General features: G+C 42.8%; 21 protein-coding genes and 3 pseudogenes. 1 reads left to right on the forward strand and 23 read right to left on the reverse strand.

Annotation, left to right across the window (positions count from 1 at the left end; all coding sequences use genetic code 11):
• Positions 1-65 precede the first annotated feature (65 nt).
• Positions 66-968, forward strand: a complete 903-nt coding sequence (locus GC098_RS31850; RefSeq protein WP_171647784.1) for an AraC family transcriptional regulator — start codon at positions 66-68, stop codon at positions 966-968.
• A 108-nt stretch (positions 969-1076) separates the two neighbouring features.
• On the opposite strand, the gene GC098_RS40480 is transcribed toward GC098_RS31850, so the two are convergent.
• From GC098_RS40480 to GC098_RS31950, 23 genes and pseudogenes are all read right to left on the reverse strand, one after another.
• Positions 1077-1427, reverse strand: a complete 351-nt coding sequence (locus GC098_RS40480) for a hypothetical protein (protein WP_246359091.1) — start codon at positions 1425-1427, stop codon at positions 1077-1079.
• Positions 1428-1526: 99 nt separating this feature from the next.
• Complete coding sequence (locus GC098_RS40485; protein WP_246359092.1) at positions 1527-1994, reverse strand: glycoside hydrolase family 2 TIM barrel-domain containing protein; 468 nt, start codon at positions 1992-1994, stop codon at positions 1527-1529.
• On the reverse strand, positions 1991-2203 hold the full coding sequence (locus GC098_RS31860) for a hypothetical protein (protein ID WP_171647786.1): 213 nt from the start codon (positions 2201-2203) through the stop codon (positions 1991-1993). The genes GC098_RS40485 and GC098_RS31860 overlap by 4 nt, the downstream gene beginning before the upstream one ends.
• A gap of 612 nt (positions 2204-2815) precedes the next feature.
• Positions 2816-2938, reverse strand: a pseudogene (locus GC098_RS31865) (IS3 family transposase); the annotation flags it as partial.
• A gap of 67 nt (positions 2939-3005) precedes the next feature.
• Positions 3006-3503 carry a hypothetical protein gene (locus tag GC098_RS31870; protein WP_171647788.1) on the reverse strand — a complete coding sequence of 166 codons (498 nt, stop codon included), beginning with the start codon at positions 3501-3503 and terminating at the stop codon, positions 3006-3008.
• Between the two features lie 6 nt (positions 3504-3509).
• Entirely contained in the window at positions 3510-4979 is a 1470-nt protein-coding gene (gtfA, locus tag GC098_RS31875) for a sucrose phosphorylase (protein ID WP_171647790.1), read from the reverse strand.
• A gap of 11 nt (positions 4980-4990) precedes the next feature.
• Positions 4991-5947, reverse strand: a complete 957-nt coding sequence (locus GC098_RS31880) for a carbohydrate kinase family protein (RefSeq protein ID WP_171647792.1) — start codon at positions 5945-5947, stop codon at positions 4991-4993.
• Between the two features lie 18 nt (positions 5948-5965).
• Positions 5966-6757, reverse strand: a complete 792-nt coding sequence (locus GC098_RS31885; protein WP_171647794.1) for an alpha/beta hydrolase — start codon at positions 6755-6757, stop codon at positions 5966-5968.
• Positions 6758-6801: 44 nt separating this feature from the next.
• Positions 6802-7608: a Nif3-like dinuclear metal center hexameric protein gene (locus GC098_RS31890; protein ID WP_171647795.1), complete on the reverse strand. Its 807-nt coding sequence runs from the start codon at positions 7606-7608 to the stop codon at positions 6802-6804.
• A gap of 30 nt (positions 7609-7638) precedes the next feature.
• The gene (locus tag GC098_RS31895; RefSeq protein ID WP_171647797.1) at positions 7639-8538 is read right to left on the reverse strand and encodes a carbohydrate ABC transporter permease; all 900 of its coding nucleotides are present in this window, start codon (positions 8536-8538) and stop codon (positions 7639-7641) included.
• Positions 8539-8550: 12 nt separating this feature from the next.
• Complete coding sequence (locus GC098_RS31900) at positions 8551-9480, reverse strand: ABC transporter permease (RefSeq protein ID WP_171647799.1); 930 nt, start codon at positions 9478-9480, stop codon at positions 8551-8553.
• Between the two features lie 62 nt (positions 9481-9542).
• The gene (locus GC098_RS31905) at positions 9543-11093 is read right to left on the reverse strand and encodes an ABC transporter substrate-binding protein (RefSeq protein ID WP_171647801.1); all 1551 of its coding nucleotides are present in this window, start codon (positions 11091-11093) and stop codon (positions 9543-9545) included.
• 148 nt (positions 11094-11241) lie between these two features.
• Entirely contained in the window at positions 11242-12831 is a 1590-nt protein-coding gene (locus GC098_RS31910; protein WP_171647803.1) for a response regulator transcription factor, read from the reverse strand.
• 11 nt (positions 12832-12842) lie between these two features.
• Positions 12843-14561 (reverse strand): sensor histidine kinase, encoded by a 1719-nt coding sequence (locus GC098_RS31915; RefSeq protein WP_171647805.1) that lies wholly within the window; start codon positions 14559-14561, stop codon positions 12843-12845.
• 104 nt (positions 14562-14665) lie between these two features.
• Positions 14666-15598 (reverse strand): alpha/beta hydrolase, encoded by a 933-nt coding sequence (locus tag GC098_RS31920; protein WP_171647807.1) that lies wholly within the window; start codon positions 15596-15598, stop codon positions 14666-14668.
• Between the two features lie 20 nt (positions 15599-15618).
• Entirely contained in the window at positions 15619-16608 is a 990-nt protein-coding gene (locus GC098_RS31925) for a LacI family DNA-binding transcriptional regulator (RefSeq protein ID WP_171647809.1), read from the reverse strand.
• Positions 16609-16693: 85 nt separating this feature from the next.
• On the reverse strand, positions 16694-17518 hold the full coding sequence (locus GC098_RS31930; protein WP_171647829.1) for a carbohydrate ABC transporter permease: 825 nt from the start codon (positions 17516-17518) through the stop codon (positions 16694-16696).
• Positions 17518-18399, reverse strand: a complete 882-nt coding sequence (locus GC098_RS31935; protein WP_171647811.1) for a carbohydrate ABC transporter permease — start codon at positions 18397-18399, stop codon at positions 17518-17520. Before GC098_RS31935 ends, GC098_RS31930 begins: the two co-directional genes overlap by 1 nt.
• A gap of 13 nt (positions 18400-18412) precedes the next feature.
• Entirely contained in the window at positions 18413-19744 is a 1332-nt protein-coding gene (locus GC098_RS31940; RefSeq protein WP_171647831.1) for an ABC transporter substrate-binding protein, read from the reverse strand.
• Between the two features lie 213 nt (positions 19745-19957).
• A pseudogene (locus GC098_RS31945) lies at positions 19958-20203 on the reverse strand (RNA polymerase subunit sigma-70); the annotation flags it as partial.
• A 948-nt stretch (positions 20204-21151) separates the two neighbouring features.
• The gene (locus tag GC098_RS39670; RefSeq protein ID WP_216625495.1) at positions 21152-21292 is read right to left on the reverse strand and encodes a hypothetical protein; all 141 of its coding nucleotides are present in this window, start codon (positions 21290-21292) and stop codon (positions 21152-21154) included.
• Between the two features lie 7 nt (positions 21293-21299).
• Positions 21300-21505, reverse strand: a pseudogene (locus GC098_RS40490) (SulP family inorganic anion transporter); the annotation flags it as partial.
• On the reverse strand, positions 21499-23112 hold the full coding sequence (locus GC098_RS31950; RefSeq protein WP_171647813.1) for a glycoside hydrolase family 13 protein: 1614 nt from the start codon (positions 23110-23112) through the stop codon (positions 21499-21501). The gene GC098_RS31950 and the pseudogene GC098_RS40490, both read right to left, overlap by 7 nt.
• Positions 23113-23116: the final 4 nt, after the last annotated feature.

Raw genomic sequence — 23116 nt, forward strand, 5'->3', positions numbered from 1 at the left:
CTATACCAAATGTGCCAAATCGATGATATCATGGAACTATGATGTATAAACGAAAGGAAAAAAACATGGATGATTATTATTTTTTCCCGAATGTGATCAATACATTGCAGATCGTTGGCTGCCATTTCGGCTTGCAGCCTTCGGGCTGGACCTACCCGCGTCATCATCACCATCTGTTTGAGCTGCTTTGCTGCATGGATGGCGAAGTCGTGCAAGAAATGAACCGCGAGTCGATCACGATGAGGGAGGGCGACTGGCTGCTCATCAAATCCGGCGTACGACACCAGTCTTCGAACCTGGCTGCTGTACCGTACGGCTACTTCAATGTGCATTTCGATCTCGACGATACGGAAATTCGCAGCTTGCTTGCCGCCACACCCTATCGGCATATTCGCCGCCAGGAGGCGCAGCAAAGCAAGCTCCGCTTCTATGTAGGTGAGCTCGAGGCGATCATGCGGCGCAATCAATCGGAGGAAGTGCTAGCAGTTCCGCAGCAGACTCTGCGCTTCGAGGACAAGCTGCTGCTGCAGTCCTATACGCTGCTGATCGTCCATAACGTGCTAGCATTAGTGCGGGAACACGCCGTGCCGCTCAAGCCGGCATCCGCATCCGACGGGGACACTTCGCTATTTGCGGCCGATGTCGCGCATGCGATGGAAGAGAAGCTGTCGCTCGGGCTGAACGAGGAGGCGTCGGTTTCAAGCGTCGCCAAAGAGCTAAACTTGAGCCGCAGCCAATGCAGCAAGCTCTTTTCCAAAGTATATGGCTTGTCGCCGAGACAATACGTCAGCCGCCATAAGCTGAACATGGCGAAGGAGCTGCTTGTCACGACGAATTTGCCGATGACCGACATCGCCGAGAAGCTCGGATTCCACTCCGCAAGCCATTTCTCGCGGCAATTCCGGCGCTGGACCGGTCAATCTCCGTCCGAATTCAAGCCGAAGCACTATTCCATGAGGCAGGAATAAAATAGCTTGCTGGAATTCTTTCATTCCCAGATCGTTTCCGTTTCGGCGAAACCGGTCTGCTAGGGGATATGGGCGCTTTGACACTAGCCGGTGATGGCACACCACTCGTCACCTCAAGCTATCCCCGCAGCAAGTTGAGGCGAACTTAGGTATCCGAAACATGTCCATCACACCATGGTGGCAAATTCGATCACCCGAACCAAAGTCTTTATGGGTATTATAGTCGAAGGCGCACCAACCTATCGCGCCGCTGATATGTTGATCCAATGCAGCCGAATTCATGATTCTTAGATGTCTTAAACAATGCTCCAACTGTCTTTCTTCGTTGTCAAATCTTTTGGTCGGATACATGTGTCCATTGTATTCCGTAACCAAATAAGGAACGTAATCGGATAAACCCGTTATATCCCTCTGGTCGCGCAACACAATTTCGCCGCCTTCATGAATGAAGTCATTCATCGTATAGACGTCTTCTAGCAATTCGCTGTTATTCAGGCACCGAACGCCGCCTGTCTGCCGTGAAGGATCCGTTTGCCGTGCCAGCGCATTGATTGCTTCCTAAAAGTCGTGATCGCCTTGCGACTCGTTAATGCGTATGCCCCATAATACGATGGACGGATGGTTCCAGTCCCGTTGGATCATTTCCGTAACGTTTTGCTTTGTTTCAGCATGTGCGATAATTCTTGAATCTCTATAATGCGGTATAACAAGGTGCCATTCTTTTATGGTAGGAACACCCATCTCTTTCAACCTTTTTGCATACTTTTGCGAGGTAAGTTTGTTTATATCTTTTGTCATTTTATCTCGTAAATGATCATACAACTCATCATCAGAATACTCACGTTCCGGACAATAACACTGGTAAACTCTCCCTGCCCTAGTGAAACCCTCAATTCCTGCGTCACCTCCATGTACAGCAGGAATTTCTGTAAAATGCTCATCTTGATACTTTATTCGATAGCAAGAATTACATAATTTCTCCCACGAATCTCCATCCAATGGACCGTCAATAAATTCTAATATCATGAAAACACTCCACCTAATAGCTTTATTGAAATTGAATTTCGTTTATCTTCAACACTTTGCAACAATCTTAGATCGACAACAAATGTCTTAGAAGAACTAGGGTAACGGACTTCTGCAAGATGGAATGTCGATACAATTTTTGTAATAACTACTTCCTTGTTAATAAAATATGCACGATCATTTTCTAAAGGAGGATTATCGTAAATCATTATGTAGTCCCTCCTGAGCCTAATACCCGAACTGTAATATGCATTCAACATTTCAATTCGACAATAATTCCCAAAACCCTTTAACAGCCTTAAAGGAACCACTCTATTTGACGTAGTTGCGTGTAGTGGGTACAAATTATTATGGATAAATGACATTTTAAATTACAATTTTAAAATGATTACTTTCCGATTTCTAATCAAGGTTTTCAACATAATTAATTTCGATAAAATTAAGGTTAAACTTTAAAAAAGCCCATACCATCAAGGCATGGGCTTGCGACATTTAAGTTCAATCTCAGCGACATTTTATCTTCAAATCAGCGACATTTTAAATTACAACTCACAAAAAAGAATGTGATGTTTCATAAATAATTATAAAACGGAGCCCGCAAACCCGCGTGACTCCGTTTGTTTTGTTTCATAATAAATTAAATATTACCGATAGACCCAGCTAAGCATCTTGACTGTTTCAAAATTGTTTGTAGTTAAATACACAACATTATTCAACATATGCATAAATATACAAGTGATTTTGCCTTGTGATATTCCAAAAATAATAAGAAAACGGAGCCCGTAAACTGAACTGACCCCAAAAAGTTAGACATTATATGGTTAGGCAGCTTCGAGGGCAAGAGTCCGGTACTGTACTGGGCTCTTGCTTTTTAGTTTTGCCTTAATTCGTTTGTGATTGTAGTATTCGATGTATGTTTCCAGTTCTACTTTGAAATGTTCGATACAATTTAAATATTGTTGTTTCTTCTTCAGATATCAAAAAAAAACGATTTTCCAATTCCACAAATAATTAGTGCTTCTTTTGATCATTTTCAAGATTTTCGGCTGCTACTGCAACGTTTTCTAGGGTAATTTCTTCTGCATATATCAATTCCTTTATACTTTTATATAAATCTTTTAAATGCTGCTCAGATAAATCTAATATTGGTTCATACATGAATGAGTTCAAATGTATGTTCTCGGGAGTCATTAAATTGACCTTCTCCAGTATCTTAATTGCCTCTGTCTCTCTACTAAAGTTATTTTTAAACCGACCAAATAGCTTACCTGTTTGATTACTATTAATACTCGAAACAAAACTTGGATCTTTTATTTTCTGTATCATATATACTTCCGCATTAATTCTTGTTGCAATAGAAAGTACGATTTTATTCTCTACTTTGATGAAATTCAATTCTAATTTATTGGCGCGTTGCTTGTTGTACACAACCTTTTGACATTGTGAACACGAAGCGATGCAGAATTTCGCATGGCCTAAAAAATGGACATTATGACCGCGTTTCTTCAATTTGAACTATACGGCAAGTTGAGCTAATTCACCGTTCTGTCCGATATATTCAATTAATGTCTTGCAGGTTTGCAGATCAATAAAAAGGCGGCACTCCTTATCGTCCTTGCGCCAAGCCAACCGAACTTCGTCTTGCGCCGAAGGAATAACAACAAACTCGCCGCCAAAAGCATCATATTCATTTCTGAATCGAATAAGCTTAATCAATCTTTGAACAACTTCCTTCTCCAGCGATTGTTCGATTTCCTCAAGGCTGAAGTTATGCCGATTGATTTCCCGCCCTTCCCCGGTCTTCTTCACATTCTCCAGATCATTCTCACCTGCCAGAAGGCCGACATAGTACACTTGAGGGATTCCCGGTACGAAGAATTGAATTGCTCTTGCCGCTAAATAGGCATCGTCGTTACAATTGAGCACAGAATAATAGGAGCATCGAATTTGATGAACGTCGAAGCCGTCTGCGGCCTTATGTTTATCCGATACAATAAGACTGAGGTTCGAGCCTCTCTCCACGCACAGATCAACCAAGTTTCTGGCTTCTTTCGTATCGATCAAATCGTCCATGTCAGGCTTAACAGGTATACCATCATGACAATCCAGCATAGTAAACTGCTTCTCAGGTCGAGTCTTCAAATAATCATAGAGACGCTCGCTAGATTTATTGGTCAAAGTATCGAGCACCGTATATGGCAGTATAAAATCATAAATCCAGTAGCCGTGCTCCGCTAGCTTATACTGAATAGTGTAATGTGCGTGAACCTCAGGCAGCAATTCGATTTCCAGCGATTTCGCAACTACCATCATCCAATCCAGGAATTCGTAGATGTCTGGCTCAACAAAAAAGCAGCTTGTTCCCAGCTTCTTGACGATGTACCCGACTGCATCCAAGCGAACGATCTTGACATTTTGCTGCCTGAAATTGTTGAAAATATCGATTAATAACTGCTTTACAGCATACGACCGGACATCCAGATCAATCTGTTCGGATGGATCCTGCTTGCCGAACGTCGTCCAAACCTTCTCTTCCTCACCGGTTTCTTCAATGGTAAAAGTAGAATAGGGGACGGGTCTGCGAAGGAACATATTGTCAATATCTTCTTGAACCGGCTTCCCATCCGCCCATATTTTATCCAAAGTCAAAAAGAAATCTGCATATGCCGATTGACGACCTTTTTTGAGGAAATCCCGGAAATATTCGGACTGGCTCGAAATATGGTTGACCATCACATCGACCAATATATCAAACCGTTCTCCAATAGCTCTAATATCATCCCATGTGCCGAAGCCCGTCTCAATTTCCAGATAGGTAAGCGGGGCAAAGCCTCTATCTCCGGAAGACGGGAAAGGAGGCAAAATATGAACGCCGCCCTTAAATACATCGGAAAAATATTGAAAGAGCACCTGTTTCAGCGCTTTTAAATCACCACCCAAGGAGTCGGGATACGTGATCAGCTGCACTTGATTTTTTATTGGCATAAAATAATCCCCTATAGTCCGTATTTTTCTTTGATAACCTCGAGATGCGGTAAATCCACGATGGCTCCGGTATACTTTAATTTATAGGCACTGACGGCAAATCCCAGGAAAAGAGCTTGTTTCAATGGATAACCTTTAACGAGCGCCGCATAAAATCCCGACCAAAATGCATCGCCGGCACCCGTAGTATCCACAACCTGCGTAGCCAAAGAGTCGAATACAATCGTCTCTTTTCCATTAGAAACGATGGCCCCTTCCTTCCCTAATGTCAAAATAACCAGCTTAGCACCTAGCTCTAAGAAATGTTCGAGATAACGCTCAGGTGACGCTTTCCCAAACAATCTCTCTGCATCGTCCTCTGAAGGCTTGACAATATCAACTTTACCGATCATCGATTTTACATAGTCGATTCCACTCTCGCCCTTTTGCCATATCATCGGATGATAGTTAGGGTCGAAACCGAGCAATATACCATGTTTTCGCACCGTATCCATCACACTTTCAATCGTATAACGGGACGGAACTCTTGATATAGGCCAACAGGAGAAATGGACGATTTTGGAGTTGATTGCTGCATCCGCCAACCCGGATGTGTAAGCTAATTGATAATCCGCACCCCGATAAAATATTGGAATCGGCGTAGCTACACTCTTGGTTATGACGACCATGCTCGTTGAATCATCGACACTCTGAATGAGATTCGTAGCGATATCCGCTTGTTGCAGCTGATTTACGAGAAATCTACCCAACCCGTCATCTCCGACTGCGGAAGCGACAAGCGGGTTGATCCCTAAATTTTTAACATTCAAAGCAATATTGGAAGGAGAACCTCCAAACAACTTTTGGTACGTATCACATTGATCGCTATCGTCATATTCCGTTGTCATCATATCGATCAGAAGCTCACCGACAGTCAAAATATCATGCTTCTTATCACTCAACGGTATACTAGCCTCGAATTCAAACACGTTTCCATCTCCCGACTTTTATTGCATCGCCCATAATAAAGCTTTTTCAATGTATTCATTCCAAAAATCCCAGGTATGCCCTCCCTTGCTTTCCACATACGTGTTCTCAAGCTGTTCCGAAACTAAGAAATCGTGAAACCGCTGATTGACGTCGAGCAAAAAATCTTCGGTACCGCAAGCCATGTAGATCGCTGGAATTGCCGACTTCTTCTCTTTCAAGCCCAGAACCAGAGCCTCCGGGTCTTTATCGCTTCCTTGAAGCTGGGCCAAATCACCGAACACTCTCGTAAAGTACTTATAATCCGCTATGCCGTCATTATAATCGGGATTTGCGTTAACGATTTTATAGGTAATAATGGCCGATGACAACGCGATGATCCGGCTAAAATGCTCTGCATATTTTAAACCGTTCCGAATGGCTCCGTACCCCCCCATGGATAAACCGCCGATGAAGGTGTCTTCTCTCCGCTCCGATAGAGGGAACATTTTCCGTGTAAACTCAACCAATTCTTTTCCAACGTATTCTCCGTATAATGACCCTTTATCAACATCATCCATATAAAAGTGGTTCTCTCCGGCTGGCATAAAAACCGCAATACGATGTTTGTCGGATAACTCCCGAATTCTCGAGAAGCTGATCCAATCCGAATGGCTGCCTGAGTATCCGTTCAACAAATAGATCGCTTTAAGCGGCTTCTTCTCCGCCTTCGGCATCCCTGGAAATTCAAAATCATCCAACGGAACAAGTGCATTGAACGTGACTTCTCTCCGTAGAGCCTTTGAGTAAAAATTAACCTGCAGTGTCGCCATGGTATCCATTCTCCTTTTCTCTCATTTCAGGACTATGTCCTCTCTTACAAATAAAGAAACGGCTCCTTCGCATCGACAAAAGTAACCGGGAGTCCACTAGCCAATGGCTTCAGCCATTCGGCCATAAACTTCATTCCCCATTCCTCGCTCCGCTCATGACCTACGACGATCATAGCTTTATGAAGTCCGAGCATACGAGCATCGTTGACATAAGCGCAAAGTGTCCATTCTACGATTTCACCGCAGACGATGACATCCAGGTTCTTATTTCGCATCAGTTCCATCGGCATTTGCTCTCTGCCAAGACCCAAACTGCCTCCGCCTACCAAAATTCCGACTCTAGAACACACCATCTCGGGATCGCCTACGATTTGCAGGATGTTCATATCCATTTTGTCTTTAAAGAAACCGGCCAATTCTGTCAAAGTGACCTCATCAATTTGGTACGTGTGCGGCGGATGCTTTTCCAGCAAATTGTCTTCCCAGCCGATCTCTTTAATCAGTCCATCGTAAATTCGGTCTGTCTTGGCCATATGCATGTAATCATGGTACCGCCATACAGCAATCTGGTGATCCTCTAACAATTTTCGCTTTGCTTGATATACAGGGTCGTCCTGCAACCATTCCAATTCGTCTATTCCAGTATAGAAGGTAGGTTCGTGTGTGATAATCATATTGGCCCCGCAAGCTACAGCCTGACGAATCACATCGACCGTCGCCATAAACGTCGTTACAATACCGGTTACCTCTGTATCCGGACTTCCGGACACGAGTACATCGCCGGTTTTTTCCAGTCTGAAATTGTCGCAAGAATCCGTAATAATCGCATCTATGACCTGCTGAACATTCATGCTATTGCCCTCCTTCGTTTCGTAAAGCAATTAACCTTTTACGGCACCGACAACGACGCCCTTCGTGAGATATTTCTGCAGAAAAGGAAGTACAATCAAGATTGGAACGACTCCGATAATCCCCATAGCCATCCGCACCGCTGTGGTCGGAAGCTCGGCTGCACCGGCTCCTAGCAAGCTGCTTGCCTGGCTCGATTTTAAAAATTGAATATTATTCATCAGACGGATCAACAAATTCTGTATACCGTAATATTGAGGCTTCGTGACGAAGTATAAGGCATTAATCCAATCGTTCCAGTAGGCAAGTCCCGTAAACAAACCGACTGTTGCCATAACCGGAACCGAAAGCGGCAGCATAATGCTGTAGAACGTTCTTATTTCGCTAGCTCCGTCGATCTGAGCCGATTCGATAAGCGCGGCAGGCACATTATGCTTATAGAAATTCCTTACCAGCAGAACATTGAATCCATTCATGAGCAGGTTCGGTACGATCAATGCGGCCAACGTATCCTTAATCGAAAACACTTTGGTCCACATCATGTAGGAAGGCACGATGCCTCCGTTAAACAACATGGTGAAAAATACGAGAAATGCAAGGACATTATGGTACTTGAAATCTTTTCGTGACATTGGATAGGCCAGCATTGCCGTTATCGCGAGGCTGATGACCGTTCCAACAACAGTCACAAAGATTGAGACTCCGTATGCCCGCACAAAAGTCGACACATTGCTGAACAAGGATACATAGGCATCGATGCTCATTTTATTTGGGAAATAGCTATATCCATCTCTGATTAGCGTCTTTTCGTCGGTAAACGATGCCAGCAGCATCAATATAAAAGGCAAAAAGGCAAATACGGTCACCAAGGACATGGCTGCGGCAGAGAATATCGTAAATGCCCGTTCTCCTCTTGATTGTAAACTCGTCATGATGGATCCCCCCTAAAACAGTGCATTGTCGGAATTTACTTTCCTTACAATACCATTGGCTACAATGACCAGAATAAAGCCTACCAGTGACTGATACAGGCCGGCAGCCGCCGACATGCCAATATCATTAACCTGCACGAGAGCGCGATAGACATAAGTATCGATAGTTTGTGTCGTGCTGTACAAAGCACCCGCATTTAAAGGCACTTGATAAAAGAGTCCGAAATCGGAATTGAATATTCTTCCTACAGACATTAAGCCCAGTATGATAATGGTTGGCGTCAGCAAAGGCAAGGTGATCATTGAAATTTGTCTGAGTTTGCCTGCGCCGTCAATTTTGGCGGCTTCATAAATGCTCTTATCGATTCCCGCAATAAATCCGAAGTATACGATGGAGCCGTATCCCGCCGTCTTCCAAAGCTGTATGATAACAAGAATGAAGGGCCAGTATTTAGGCTCCGAATACCAATTAATAGCCGGTATGCCAAGCGGCTCCAGAATCGAATGGTTGATAAACCCGCTATCGGCATTCAAGTAAGCAAATACGAGAAAAGATACGACGACCATCGATACCAGGTTCGGAAGAACTAGCCCTGACTGGAAATACTTCGAGTAAAACTTATTTAAAAGCTCTGCCATCAGAATCGCGATGAATATAGAAACAATAGTGCCGAGAATGATAAATGCGACATTGTATAGAATCGTATTTCTTGTCATAATCCACGCATCGGAAGTCCGGAATAAAAATTCGAAGTTTTTCAACCCAACCCAATCGCTTCGGAATATGCCTTTGGCAAAATCAACATCTTTAAAGGCGATAAATACCCCGAACATCGGAATGTAATTATTGATCAACAAATATAGTAAACCGGGAGCTGCAATTAGTAAAAGCGGCAACGTATTGCTAACTTTCTTCCTGTATGTTTTTATTGGCTTCTCCATGCCACTCCCCCCTTAAGGTAGACAGAATGGAGCAGTTTCCGGCTCCATTCTTCACCATTTTTTTATTTTTTCTGCTCAGCAATCCATTTGTCCAGTTGCTCTTGCTTTTTCTGAATGATGGTTTGAGCACCGGCATCATTCAATGCTTTTACAAATTTAGTAATCGTCGTTTCAGGGTCCAACACGCCGGTGACCAAGCCTGGAATGTATTGGTTAACCACATTGTTTACTGCACTTAACTCCGTTTTTACGGATGATTGGTCGAAGATGAATCCGAAGTACGGCGATCTTTTCGTTTCTTTGTTTTCTTTCAGTTTGAGTTCGGTATCCTTCCAATCCGCGCCTTCGAACAGATATTGAAGCGACTCGGAGCCGAGAATACCGGAGGATAGCTGCGCAGTATACGGTACGCTTGCAGCATCCTTACCATCCGGATATTTAACGTGATGATCGTCCACTTTGACATAGTCTCGGCCTTCGACTCCATAGAGCATCGTATTTAACAGATCTTTATCCGTATAAGTCAAGTTCAAAACTTTCATGGCAGCATCAGGTACTTTGGTTGTACTCGACATCATCCACACAACGAAATCCACAGCTTGTGTATCAAAATAGAACGGAGCAATTCGTTTCATGGCGATATTCTTACCGGTCTGTGCGCTTACTGCTTTGCCGGCTTCCATACCGCTATAACCACCTAGCGTGGAGAATCCGCGCCCCGACGAAACTAAATCGGCATAATTGGTTGACGTTGTAGCCGCATCTTTTTGCAAATAGCCTTTATTGTACCAATCTCTCATCATGTTAACGCCATTTTTGAAAACATCCGTCTCATAAAGATTGACTACCTTATTATTATTTCCGACAACGACACCGACCCCTGACTCATCGGTTAACAGGTCGATGTCGCCTGTTCCTCTTAACAGTCTAACCAGATTGGTATCGCTTGGATTGACATTAATCGGAGCAAAAGGCACCACATCCGGGTACTTTTTCTTTACAGCGTCGAATATTTTCGGTAAATCGCTGACTGACTTGATATCGTCTGGCGTTAACCCGCTTTCTTTCAACAAATCGGCGTTATATACAAAGTTTAGCGGAACCGACATTCCTTTATTGGCGGGGATGCCATAAATATGCCCGTTCATCGTTGTCGCTTTCAGCAGGCCCTCACCGAAGTCTTTGTCCAGAATCGTTTTTGTTTCCTGACCGTATTTACTGATTAAATCCTCCAGCGGATACAGCTGTTTTTTAGCAGCATAACTCGGGAATTGACCTGGGCTGGTGAATAAATCCAGTTGCTCGCCGCTTTGTAGCGCCAAATTTACTTTTTGCGCGTAGTCTGCAGGTCCATACACTTTAAAGTCTACTTGCACATTAATCTTCTTTGTTGTAATTTTGTTGATCGCTTCATTTATGCTGCTCATATCATCGGGAATTTTATTGAATGATGGCAAGGCGATGACAACCTTTTCCATCTTACTGCTGGTCCCGTCCGACTTAGAACCGGTTGATTCGGTCGATTTATCAGTCCCGGTCGAGCAAGCTGTCAGGACAGTGCCGAACAATGTTACAGACATGACTGATGCTAAGATACCCCTTGTCCTTTTCATATCTTGAAGCCTCCTGAAGTAGTTTCTCTTTCTGAATACAATTTCAGTTTAATCCTTATCGATATATTTATCTTTAAAAAATCAGCGCTTTTTTTGTGAAAATCAGTGATGTCGGAAAAAGAAAAAGGCCCTTTCGGCCTTCTTTGCATTATTGTTTATGTTTGGCTCTAAAAGCATTCGGAGTCTCACCCGTTATTTTTTTGAAAATCGTTGAGAAATAAGAGATGCTGTCAAAACCAATCTCGACGGCAATCGTTCCGATGCTCTCGCTTCCTTGAATGAGCCGTTCTTTTGCAATAAGAATACGATACTCATTCAGGTAATCCTTCATCGATAATCCTGTCTTGTTTTTAAACATTTTCGCCATATAATCGGGTGACAAATAAACGCTTGCCGCAACATCCTCACGACTCAGTTCCTGATGGTAATGATTGTGGATAAACGTTTTCACCTTCTCCACAACACTTTCGGACTGCTTCACTTCTCTTAAATAATCGATTGTTTTATTGGTTATGAAAGCAGCCCATTTCATCATGTCCATGACACTATGTTCGGATTTCTGCAACAAGATTCCGGAGAAGTTATCGGAAAACAACTTATGTGCATGTATTTTATTTTTGTACAGTATCGAATAAACAAGCTGCATAAAGTCCTGTTTGATGGAATGCATGATGCCCGCGTCAAGTTTATTGCTTTTGGTGAGCGATTCGAGATCTTTTTTTAGCTTGTTCACGATTTGTACTTTTTCGCCTTCGATAAACAATGACTCGAATCCGTTCACATCAAGCGTATAGGAATCATTCGTTTCATAATCAAAGTGGTCTTCCTGGTAATGAACATTACCTTTATAAATAATGTTATTCCTGTCCATGACCTCCAAGATAGTTTTCGTTGCATGCAATACGTCAATCGGTACTTTCTTGCTTATATAACAGGTCGCAGTACACTGAAAATACTCCCGGCAATAACGGATTTGCTGACGGCATCTCGTTGTAATCTCTTCCAGCGGACTACTTCCACTGATGATCGTCGCAATATAGTAGCGATCGTCTTGCTGATAATTGATAACATGACTGAGTTGCAGATTGTCCAGCATCGTTTCTGAAGTCAGGTTGGAGAATGCATAGATGAAGGTGCTTTCATTCCAGTTATCCTCAATATCCGATTTGCCGATGCTCGTTAGCACTAGAAAGTAACCATGTTCCAACTCCAGAGGTAAGTCTCTCTTTCGAATTTCCCCATGAATCAGGTCTAAACGAGGGGAAATCTGGGCAAATAAAATATCCCTCCAAAAGCTTTGCTCGACAAACGATTTATTTTTTAACCAACTGGCACCGAATTGGCTGTATGCTTGCAGCCGATTTTTCGCCCTCAGCGTATTTACAGTTTTGGCGAGAGCCGCTTCGACCTTACTTTTGTCAAAAGGCTTGATTAAGTAAGCGTCCGTATTGTAAGAAATCGCCGTCGACGCGAATTCAAAATTTTCATGACAAGTAAAGAAAATAAATGCACAGTCATGATGGTTATCCCGCACCCATTTGATCATGTCCAATCCAGAACCCTTGGGCATTTCGATATCGCAAATGATGATATCCGGTTTATCTGCTTTAATAAGAACTTTGGCATCCGCAATATTATGCGCAGTTGATACGGCTCCAATTCCCAATGAATTCCAGTTAATAAAATCACACATGACCTCTATGGTAGGAATATCATCATCAATCATGAGACACTTCATTCTTTTCCCTCCTAAGCCTGATCCACGGATGACTGAAAAGGAATCCAAATTTCCACCTTTGCTCCGGACGGTTCGTTGTTGGAAATCTTTAATAAACCATCCCTTTTATAAAGTAAGCGCAACGTTTTTTTGATATTGGAAATGCCGATTCTTTGCCCCGTATCATTGACATTCGTATCGGTGGCATTCACTTCTTCTATGATCTCCGCAGGAAAACCTTCTCCGTAATCCTCTAGTGTAATTTTGACAAAGTCCTCTTGATGATACGAATACGTTTCCACTTTCATAAATATCGACAGAATATCACCGTAAACTAAGGCATGCTTAAATGTATTCTCAATAAAGGTTTGGATAAGAAATTGCGGCAGCCTATGTTGCTCCAAATTGGGTTCGATATCGATCATATGGAAAATGTGATTGGGAAATTTGATCTCTTGCATGTGGATGTAATTGGTCACGTGATCGATTTCTTCCCTTACCGTTACGTTTACTAAGCCTCCCTTGAACATATATCTGAGATGCTCCGACAAATAGTTGATCAGTTTCCTGATTTCTTCGTTTTTATTGTGATACGTAAGGCTTGAGATGGTCGTAATGGCATTCAAGAAAAAGTGTGGTTTTATTTGCATTTGAAGATACTTGAGCTCAGCTTTGTTACGTTCCAGCTTCTCTTCATAGGAATGGATTTTTAATTGTTTGATTTCTTTAATCATCGATGTAAATGAATGAAAGAGCTTGGCGAACTCGATGGATGCTTTATGCAGCGGCAGCTGGTAGTCCCAGTTTCCCTTCTCCAACTCTTTCGTCGCTTTGACAAGTTCAAGAACAGGCTTAATAATCTGGCGTGAAAGCGAAGTTAATACAGCAGGCACGATTATTAAGGTAACGACTCCAAGAGAAATAATCACCCATTGGATAAAATCCAACCCCGATAAAACGCTCTTCCGTTCTATCATATTCGAAAGCTTCCCGATCTCCGGAATGTCCTCTGAAATGACAAAATATTTGCCATCGAGCTTGTACGTAGTCTTACCGTTGTCCGGTAGCGGGCTCAAACGAATAAGGGATGGATCGGTCGCAGAAAGCAACCTTCCGTTTTTATCGGTTAATCCATAATGGTTTTGGGAATCTGACGTTTTTTTCACAACATTCATCAGGGTGTCCGCTTTTACAGCTGCGCCAATCATAATGTCCGACAATTTGAAGCATTTGATTTCATAATCAATTCCATTCAATTGAATCGAGGACCATTCCCTTCCGATCATCTTATTTCTCGCGAATTGTTCACTCTTTAAATAATCGGATAAAGTTTGATTTTCATTTGAACGTATGTTTTTGCCGAACTGCATCAAAAAGAGATGTTCACTGGGCTCCAAAATAAATAACGCGTCAATACTTTCGTTATTTGACACCTTCGAGAGCAATGCATTTTTTAATCGCAAGGCATCAAAGTATTTGCTGCTTTCGTCTTTTTTCGGATACAGAACGACATCGTCGATATGATTTTCAAAAACTTCGTTTAGATCTTTGGAGACGCTGTTCAATCGATTTTGGATATTCGTAATGTGAATCCCCATCGTGTATTTGGAGCTATTCACGATATTCGTTTCGACCACATTGAAAGAATATACATTGCTAATGATCAGAACCGCGACAAGTATGGCCAATACCAACGTAATTTGGAGCGAAAATTTGTATACGAACGAAACCGGCTTTGTCCTCTTGAACATATCAGCCTTCCTCTTTAAAAAAACATTTTTCGATTCGAAAATAAGCGAAAAGAGGCGTAAGCCTCTCTCCATTAATTCAACCTATTAAAATCATCATACAGCTTTCACCGCCGAAAAGCTCTTGCCAAAGCATCCAAATATCCGTTTCGGGCACGTTGGCTGATTTCCGCATTGGGTACAACGTGTTCGAAGGCATGGTAACATCCTGGATAAAGTTGAAATTCCACGTCGACGCCGGCTTGCGCCAGCCGTGCAACATACTCGATCGTCTCATCGCGAAACGGATCAAGCTGTCCAACACAAGTATATGTCGGTGGAAGGCCGGTCAGGCTCTCCGTTCTCATTGGCGCTGCATACGGAGAAATATCGCCATCGGCATGTTCGCCAAGATACATCTTCCAAGCCGCCAGGTTGTTTTCCCTATTCCAAACCGCAGGATCCGTGATTTCGTGGCTGGAAGGCGTCATATTCCGATCGTCGATCATCGGATATAGCGGCATTTGGAAACAGATGGACGGACCCCCTCTATCACGAGCCAGCAATGCTAAAGCTGCGGTCAACCCACCGCCCGCGCTTCCTCCGCCGATCGCAATCCTCGACAAATCGATATTCCATTCCTCCGCAGCACCAATTATCCACTTCAAAGCAGTGTAGCAGTCTTCAATTGCCGCCGGAAACGGGTGTTCAGGGGCAAGCCGGTAATCGGGGGAAATGACAATACAGTTGGCAGCCTTAACAAAACTTTCACAGAGACTTTGTTCACCGTTAGGGTGGCCTAACACATACCCTCCGCCATGAATCCAAAGTAAAACAGGCAGGTTCTTCCCATCCCTCTGAACCGGTTCGAATATTTTGATCAGCATCTCTTGATTGCCTACACCGGTAATTTTACGGTCGATGATTCGAACAATTTCAGACTTTAACGCTTGCGGTAAGGGGCTTTGCCTTACAATTGCCAAATCATCCGGAAGCCGAAAAAGCGGGAGGGACGTCAAAGATTCCCTAATTTCCGGTAACACTCTGTTCTTAAAGTCCATTCTACAAGCCTCCACTATTCTTACGTAGTACTTCGTTCAATTAATGTAACCGGTAAAGAATTGACCATCGGAACCTCCTCCCCTTCAATTTGTTTTGTAATTAATTCGATCGTTAACTCGCTCATCTTTTGAATAGGCTGCCTAATGGTTGTAAGACGCGGCACCACTAAAGATGCGATCTTCACATCATCATAACCGATGATTTTCATGTCTTCCGGAATCCTCTTTTTTAATTGATAACAGGCTTGCATAACCATAGTTGCGATCACATCGCTGCTGGCAAAAACACCGTCTACTTCCGGATGCTCCAGAAGGAAACGAACAATTGTATCCTCACTTGCCCCAGTATCTAGGTCGTGTACCTCTAAATTCAAGTGAACATATTCAACCCCTGCATGTTGCAGTTCCTCAGCAAACCCTTGTAACCTTCCTCCAGCAAGCAGACCATGATGATGCGGCCCGCCAACTCCACCTTGAATATATGCCAGCTTTCGGCAACCTTTGCCCACAAGTAACAGCGCTGCAAGTTTGCCACCCATCAGATTATCGGAGTTAATAACAGGAATCGTATCATCTACGACTCGATCGAAAGCTACGATAGGAAGGTTCAGATTCCGATAATGCTCGACATCCAAAACCATGCTGCCCATAATGATGCCGTCCACTTGATTCTTTTTCAGCATGTCGATGTATTTGCGTTCTTTCGTTACATCCCGATTCGAATTGCACAATAGAATCTTATACCCGCTTTGGTCAGCATAATATTCAAGATAGTGAGCTAATTCACTAAAAAAAGGATGAGAAACTGTAGGAATAATGAGGCCGATCATATTCGATTTTTTTCTGAACAAAGAACGAGCCATTTCATTGGGATGATAATTTAGCTCCTTCATAACCTGATATACCTTATCCCGTGTCGTCTGGCTGATATATCCCCGGTTATTGAGCACGCGGGACACCGTAGTAACAGAAACCCCGGCTTTTTCTGCTACATCATCAATTTTAGGCATTGCTTGACCACCTGACTTTTTTAAAGCCATTATACGCTTAATTTGCAATTTTTTCAGCCGAACTCCGTTCCATATTACAGGACCATTATTTCAAGGCCCCTTCCGTTATTCCTTTGATGATTTGGTTTTGAACAAAAAGATATAAAACTAACACAGGAATAACCGTCATGATTAATCCTGCCATCAAGGGTGCGTAATCAACAGTGTACGACGAGAAGAAAGTAAACGTAGAAAGAGGCAATGTCCTTTGTTCCGGCGACAGTAAGACCAAGCTGGGCAATAAATAATCATTCCAGATCCAGAGTACATTGAGTACGATGAGCGTTACGAAAACCGGTTTCAATAGGGGCAATACAATCTGGAAAAAAGTTCGCAGCCTCGAGCTGCCCTCTATAAAAGCCGATTCTTCCAATTCGTAAGGAATCCCTTTGATAAACCCATGGAAAGTAAAAACGCCGAAGGGAACGCCAAACCCCAAATATAAAAACAGCAGCGTTCCCTTCATATTAAGCAGACCCAGCTTTCCGTACAGCATGACCAAAGGAATCATGATAACCTGGAAAGGAAGCGCCATGGAGCCAAGCATCATGAAAAATAGCACAGTATTCAGTTTCCATTTATAACGAACAAACAAATACCCGGTCATTGACGAGAAAATAACAATAATGAAAACTGCAGCGACTGTAATGAAGATAGAATTGGAGAGTCCTTGCATGAATTTCATGTTGGTAAATGCAGCGGTGTAGTTCTCGAAATGAATATTACCAGGTATCGATAATGGATTTTCGACGAACTGCTGCGTTTTTTTGAAAGAGTTCATGACAACCAGCAAAAAAGGAATTAAAAATACAAATAAAATTACATACAGGATTACGGCTTTGATTCTTGATATGGACTGTCGAAAAGACATCACGATTCGACCTCCAATTTTTTAAGTAAGTAAGATTGAGTAAGCGCAACCAAGGCTACGACAGCAAATAAGACAACTGCTTCCGCCTGTCCGATTCCATATTGATTGGACAAGAAAGCTTTTTGAACGATATGATAGGAAGCTAATTCGGTGGAATGAAAAGGTCCGCCTTTCGTTAGGGCAAGGTTGATATCGTAAGTTAAAAATGAGCGAGAGATGGAAATAAAAATACAGATGACGATAGCCGGAATCGAAAGCGGCAATATGATTCTGCGAAGTCTTGCATAACCGTTCGCCCCGTCAATGCTCGCAGCTTCCAACACATCATTAGGAACACCTGAGAATCCGGCAATATAAATGATCATGAGATAGCCGACTAATTGCCAAGCTGTTGCGATGACGAGCGCCCAAAATGCGGTATCCGTATCCGTTAACCACGACGATTTAAACAATGCCCAGCCGTATTTATTCCCTATATAGGGCATGATCTGCGAGAATAGCGTCTGCCACAAGTACCCTAACACGATTCCGCCGATTAAGTTTGGAGTAAAAAAGCCCGTTCGAAGCCATTTCTCTCCTTTAACCCCGTTGGTCAACGCCAGTGCTATAAAGAAAGCCGCCACATTGGAGATCAATACCGTAAACACTACATACTTAATGGTAAACCACAATTGGGCGAGAAAAACTTTATCATGAAAAACTTTCGTATAATTCGACAAGCCGACAATTGACATGTCGGCCGTTCGAACATCCCAATTCGTAAACGTCAAGTATAATCCAACCAGGAACGGGATCAAAACAACAGCAGCAAATGCCAATACGGAAGGAGCCCCAAAAAGCAGAAAGGTCCCCGTATTCCTTATATAAGTCTTACTCCTCATATCGCCTTAACCCCTATTTCCCAGCATTCGATTTCCAATAATCCTGAACCTCTGTCGTGAAAGCCTTTCGGTCGGTTTTTCCTACCATATATTTTTGCATGGAAGCTCCTGTCTTGGACCAATAGTCTTGCGGAAAATAATTAATGACACTGATATTCAGGACCTTCCCTTGGTCGACATATTTCGTTATGGCATCAGAAATCACATTCGACCCTTTTGCCTTTACATCCTTGTAGGGCAAGGACAGGCCCATCTTGGTCACAATCGCACTTTGCCCCTGCTCGCTTGTAACCATCCATTCGACGAATGCTTTAGCCGCTGCCTGCTGCTCGGGAGTAGATCCGGATTTATCGATAGCGAACAACTTCGGTTCCGTGTAAGCCACTTGAGCATTGCCGTAATCAGCCGGATTGTTGCTAATCGGTACAGGAATGATTCCAAATTCTTTATCTCTTCCTTCAAGAGTGCCAATTACAGCCCAGGTCCAATCCCCCATAAAATAAAACGCGGCATTACCTTTTGCAAAATCAGTGCTGTCTTTATTGTAATCTGCGACAAGCGGATCATTTTTTCTGGCATTGTATTTCTTTAATAAGTCGAATGTATCCATCAAACCGTTGAATGGCTGATTGTCAGCCAAATTCGCCTTGCCATTTTTCATATCCTCTACAAACTTACGGTTCTCTTCCACTTTTGGCGATTGCAAAGAATAGGCCAATCCCAGATAGTGAGCGCCTAAGGACCAATCCGCCCCGTGAATCATCACAGGCGCCTTGCCGGCAGCTTCGATTTTTTTGAACAATGCTTCCAAATCGTTACGGGTTTTGATGGAAGCCGGATCGAAAGCCCCCCCGATCGATTCCTCAACTACCCGTTTGTTATATAACAAGCCATAGCCTTGAGCAGTCCATGGAACGCCAAGGAATTTTCCGTCCAGCAAAGCACCGTCAACCGCCCCAGGCTTCGTTAGTTTTTCAAACTTCGCCTTCTCCGTCTCTAAGTCCATAAACTTATCTTTATATTGAAGAATCGTTCCCGGGTCAAGATTGGCTATTGTGGCCGGGTTGCCGGATGCTAACAGGGATTGAAATTTCTCTAACTGCGCTCCTCCGATTGGCGTCGGAATCAATTCAATCGTTACGTTAGGATTCTGCTCGTGATAAGTTTTAAAAAGGTCCTCGAACACGTTGTTTACTTCAGCTGAAGTATTAAAGAAAGTAAGCTTGACGCCTTTTGCTTGTTGACTGGCGCCCGGCGAGGAGTTTGGGGCCTTGTTCTGGGAACATGCCACCAATGAGGAAAGCAACAAAATCGAACAAATTCCCGCAGCGGTGATACTCTTCATCTTTTTCAAACCCTTTTCCCCCTTGAAACTGTATTTTGAATGCGCTACCAAAATTATGATAACCGATTGACTAAGTGTATGTCAACCGGTTGACATACACTTAGTTTTTATTTGGTACCTTTATTTCTGACAAGCACGTGGAGAGCTTTCTCGCATCCCTATGGCATCACTTTTATATCTTTGAACATCATTAAGCAGCCAAAAGCTATAGTGCGTCCGCTCTTCCCCGCCAAGCTCTAACCCAAACCGCCCAACAACAACTTCCTTCTTTCGATCGTCCAATATCTCCAAATTGCGATAGATTTTGCTCTTCTCTATCTTAAGCTGAACCTTATCCGCGACATCATCCGCTTCAGTTCCGAGGATGTCAATCAATGTAATCTCATTCCCCTCTTTGTCCGTTCCGATGGGATCATGCAAGGACACATCTTTGCGCGTTTTTTTCAAGGAGCGAAGATGTTTGTCGCCAACACTTCAGCGAATACTGGCATTCATAAGTTAAACCTCCGAATTCAACAATATTAAGTATTATTCGATAAAAAGCACCAAAATCCTCCAAATGAGCTTTCTAGGAAAGTATATTCATCATAGTTCACAAAAAGAAGAAGAAGTAAACCAAGTCGGTTTACTCCTTAAATAATGAGCTTATTTACTGAAAAGATAATTCATTGTAAGAGAAATAAGAATTATAGAAATACACATAAAAAAAAAAAAAAAAAAATGATAACTGTAACTTGTTTTGTCGTTTTTATTACACTAATTTTGATGTTTTTGTAATATGGTTTTGGCGCCTTCTGTATTATTTTTTGTCGTTTCGCATGATTATTGTAAGATGAATTGTCTTAAAATCGTGTTTCGCTGCACAAAAAAACACGATACCGAATTGGTTCGTGTTTAAATTTTCATCAATGTGATCCTAAGATACCTTTAAATTGTATATTATACTTCTTCTTTTAATTGTTTCGTAATTTTCAAGCATGGGTAGAAATGGAACTGTACCACCTAAGTACAAAACTTTAATATTACGAGCCATGACATAAACATGAAATGATTCTTCATTAGCTTAAATGAATTTAATAGATTTTGTGAATCATCAACTATCACATACTTACAACTCGATAATTTTCTTAATAAAATTGTTTTCAAATCTGAGGTAGGAATATTTCATGAATATATCCCGTCTTCTCTTAATAAAGAAATTATAAAATCTCTTTCATTTTATCGATATAAGGAGCTTGGGTTAACCTAACTATTATTTCGCCATCATTTATATAATTAAATTCTCTTATGATTTCCCTTGCAAAAGATGTTGTTCCAATCCTGAGTAACCATCGACAAACATGAAACTAGCTGGTGAGCAATTAAGAAAATTTTCAAAATTCATTTTGAGATCAGTAGACATATAAATTATTCCACTTTTAAAAATAAGTAATTATATTTTCCATTATGGCCAAATATCAGTAGCCTAATACCTACAGGATGTACGATCTGCCAGCCATCCGACATTTCGAGTTGGTCTAAGGCTTCGCGAATTCCGTCTATTGCCATCACTTCCCTCATAACCATGCTTCATTACAATCGCAAAGAGTAAGGGTACAAACGCCCCGGTCGGCCCGCCAATCTTATATCTCGAATCGTCTAACACGGAAATCAAGATCCCGGTCACGATCGTTGTGTATATTCCATACTCCGGCTTGAATCCCGAAGCAATGAGAAAAAATCCCTTCCGAGTGGAATGGCTATAATCCCTACAATCAAACCGATACCCGGTATATGCGGGCTTCATAAGGTCTTGATCTAAGATCATCCTCTTCCGGCTGAGAATAATTACAAATAAGCATTTCTCCTAACTTTCCAGATAACGACCCGGGTAGCTCGAATTTGACGGACTGATCCGATATATTCAGCAGCACCAACCAACGTTCTTGTCCCAAAACCCGTAAGTAAGCGTAAATTTCCGGGTCTTGTTCCACCAATGGCTCATAAGAACCGTAAATCATAACTTCATTTTCTTTCCGCAGCCGAATCAGGTTTTGGTAATAGTAAAATATCGAATCCGGGTCGGCCAGCGCCTGTTCCACGTTAATGCTCATATAGTTCGGATTCATTTTAATCCAGGGCGTTCCTTGGGTAAAGCCGGCCTGATCCAACGTATCCCACTGCATCGGCGTGCGGGAATTATCTCTCGATAGATGGAGAAGTTCCTCGAACACCATTTGCGGATCGCGGCCTTTCTCCACCTCCTCTTTATATTTATTCTTCATAGCAATATCGTCGTAGTCATCAATCGACTCGAAACGCACGCCCGTCATCCCGATTTCTTCCCCTTGATAAATGTAAGGCATGCCAGGGAGCGTATGAAGCAATGTAGCAAAGCATTTAGCCGATTCGACCCTGTAGGTGCTGTCGTTGCCGAACCTGGTCACGAGTCTTGTATGATCATGGTTATTGAGAAACTGCGAATTCCACCCTTTTCCCCACATCCCGTCATACCATCTCTTCTGAATCTCTTTGAAACGGTGCATGTCCCAGTGCGGCATGTAGTCGCATACTTCAAAATGAAATAGGGTATCAAGTTCCGCCCGATCTTCCCCAACATAAAGAAGCCCGTCCTCAGGTGTGACAAAAGGAATTTCGCCTACGGCGAAAATGTCATAATGCTTTAATACCTTTTCATTCATTTCCTGCAAATATTCATGTATACCCGGGTTGTTCCCTAAATACGAGATGTTTTCCGGTTGTTCCGCGTCAGGAAAGCCTTGCTGTTTAGCGAGCAGGTTGATGACATCCATGCGGAATCCGTCAATGCCCTTGTCCAACCAAAAGCGCATCATGTCATAAATTTCTTCCCGCACCTGCGGATTTTCCCAATTCAAGTCCGGTTGTTCCACCGCAAAAGAGTGAAAATACGATTCATCGGTACGCGGATCGTACTCCCACGTGGATGGAGTGAAGTAGGACCGCCAATTGTTGGTTTCTTTCCGCCAAATGTAATAGTCCCTTTTCGGGTTATCCTTGGAGGAGCGTGATTCGATAAACCATGGATGCTGATCCGAGGTATGGTTCACAACAAGGTCCATGATCAGCTTCATTCCGCGGGCATGGACTTCCTTCAACAGCCGCTCGAAAGTATCCATTGTCCCTGCCTTCGGCATAATGGACCGGTAATCGGAGATATCGTATCCGTTATCGACGTCCGGGGAACCGTAGCATGGATTCAGCCAAATGACATCAGCGCCTAATTCACGAATATAATCCAACTTTTGGATGACACCTTCCAAATCTCCATATCCATCTCCGTCGGTATCATAAAAGCTGCGCCAATATACCTGATAAACAACGGCTTCCTTCCACCATGTTTTTTTCATACAT

Origin of the sequence: Paenibacillus phytorum (assembly GCF_013141715.1) — a bacterium.
Taxonomy (GTDB): domain Bacteria; phylum Bacillota; class Bacilli; order Paenibacillales; family NBRC-103111; genus Paenibacillus_E; species Paenibacillus_E phytorum.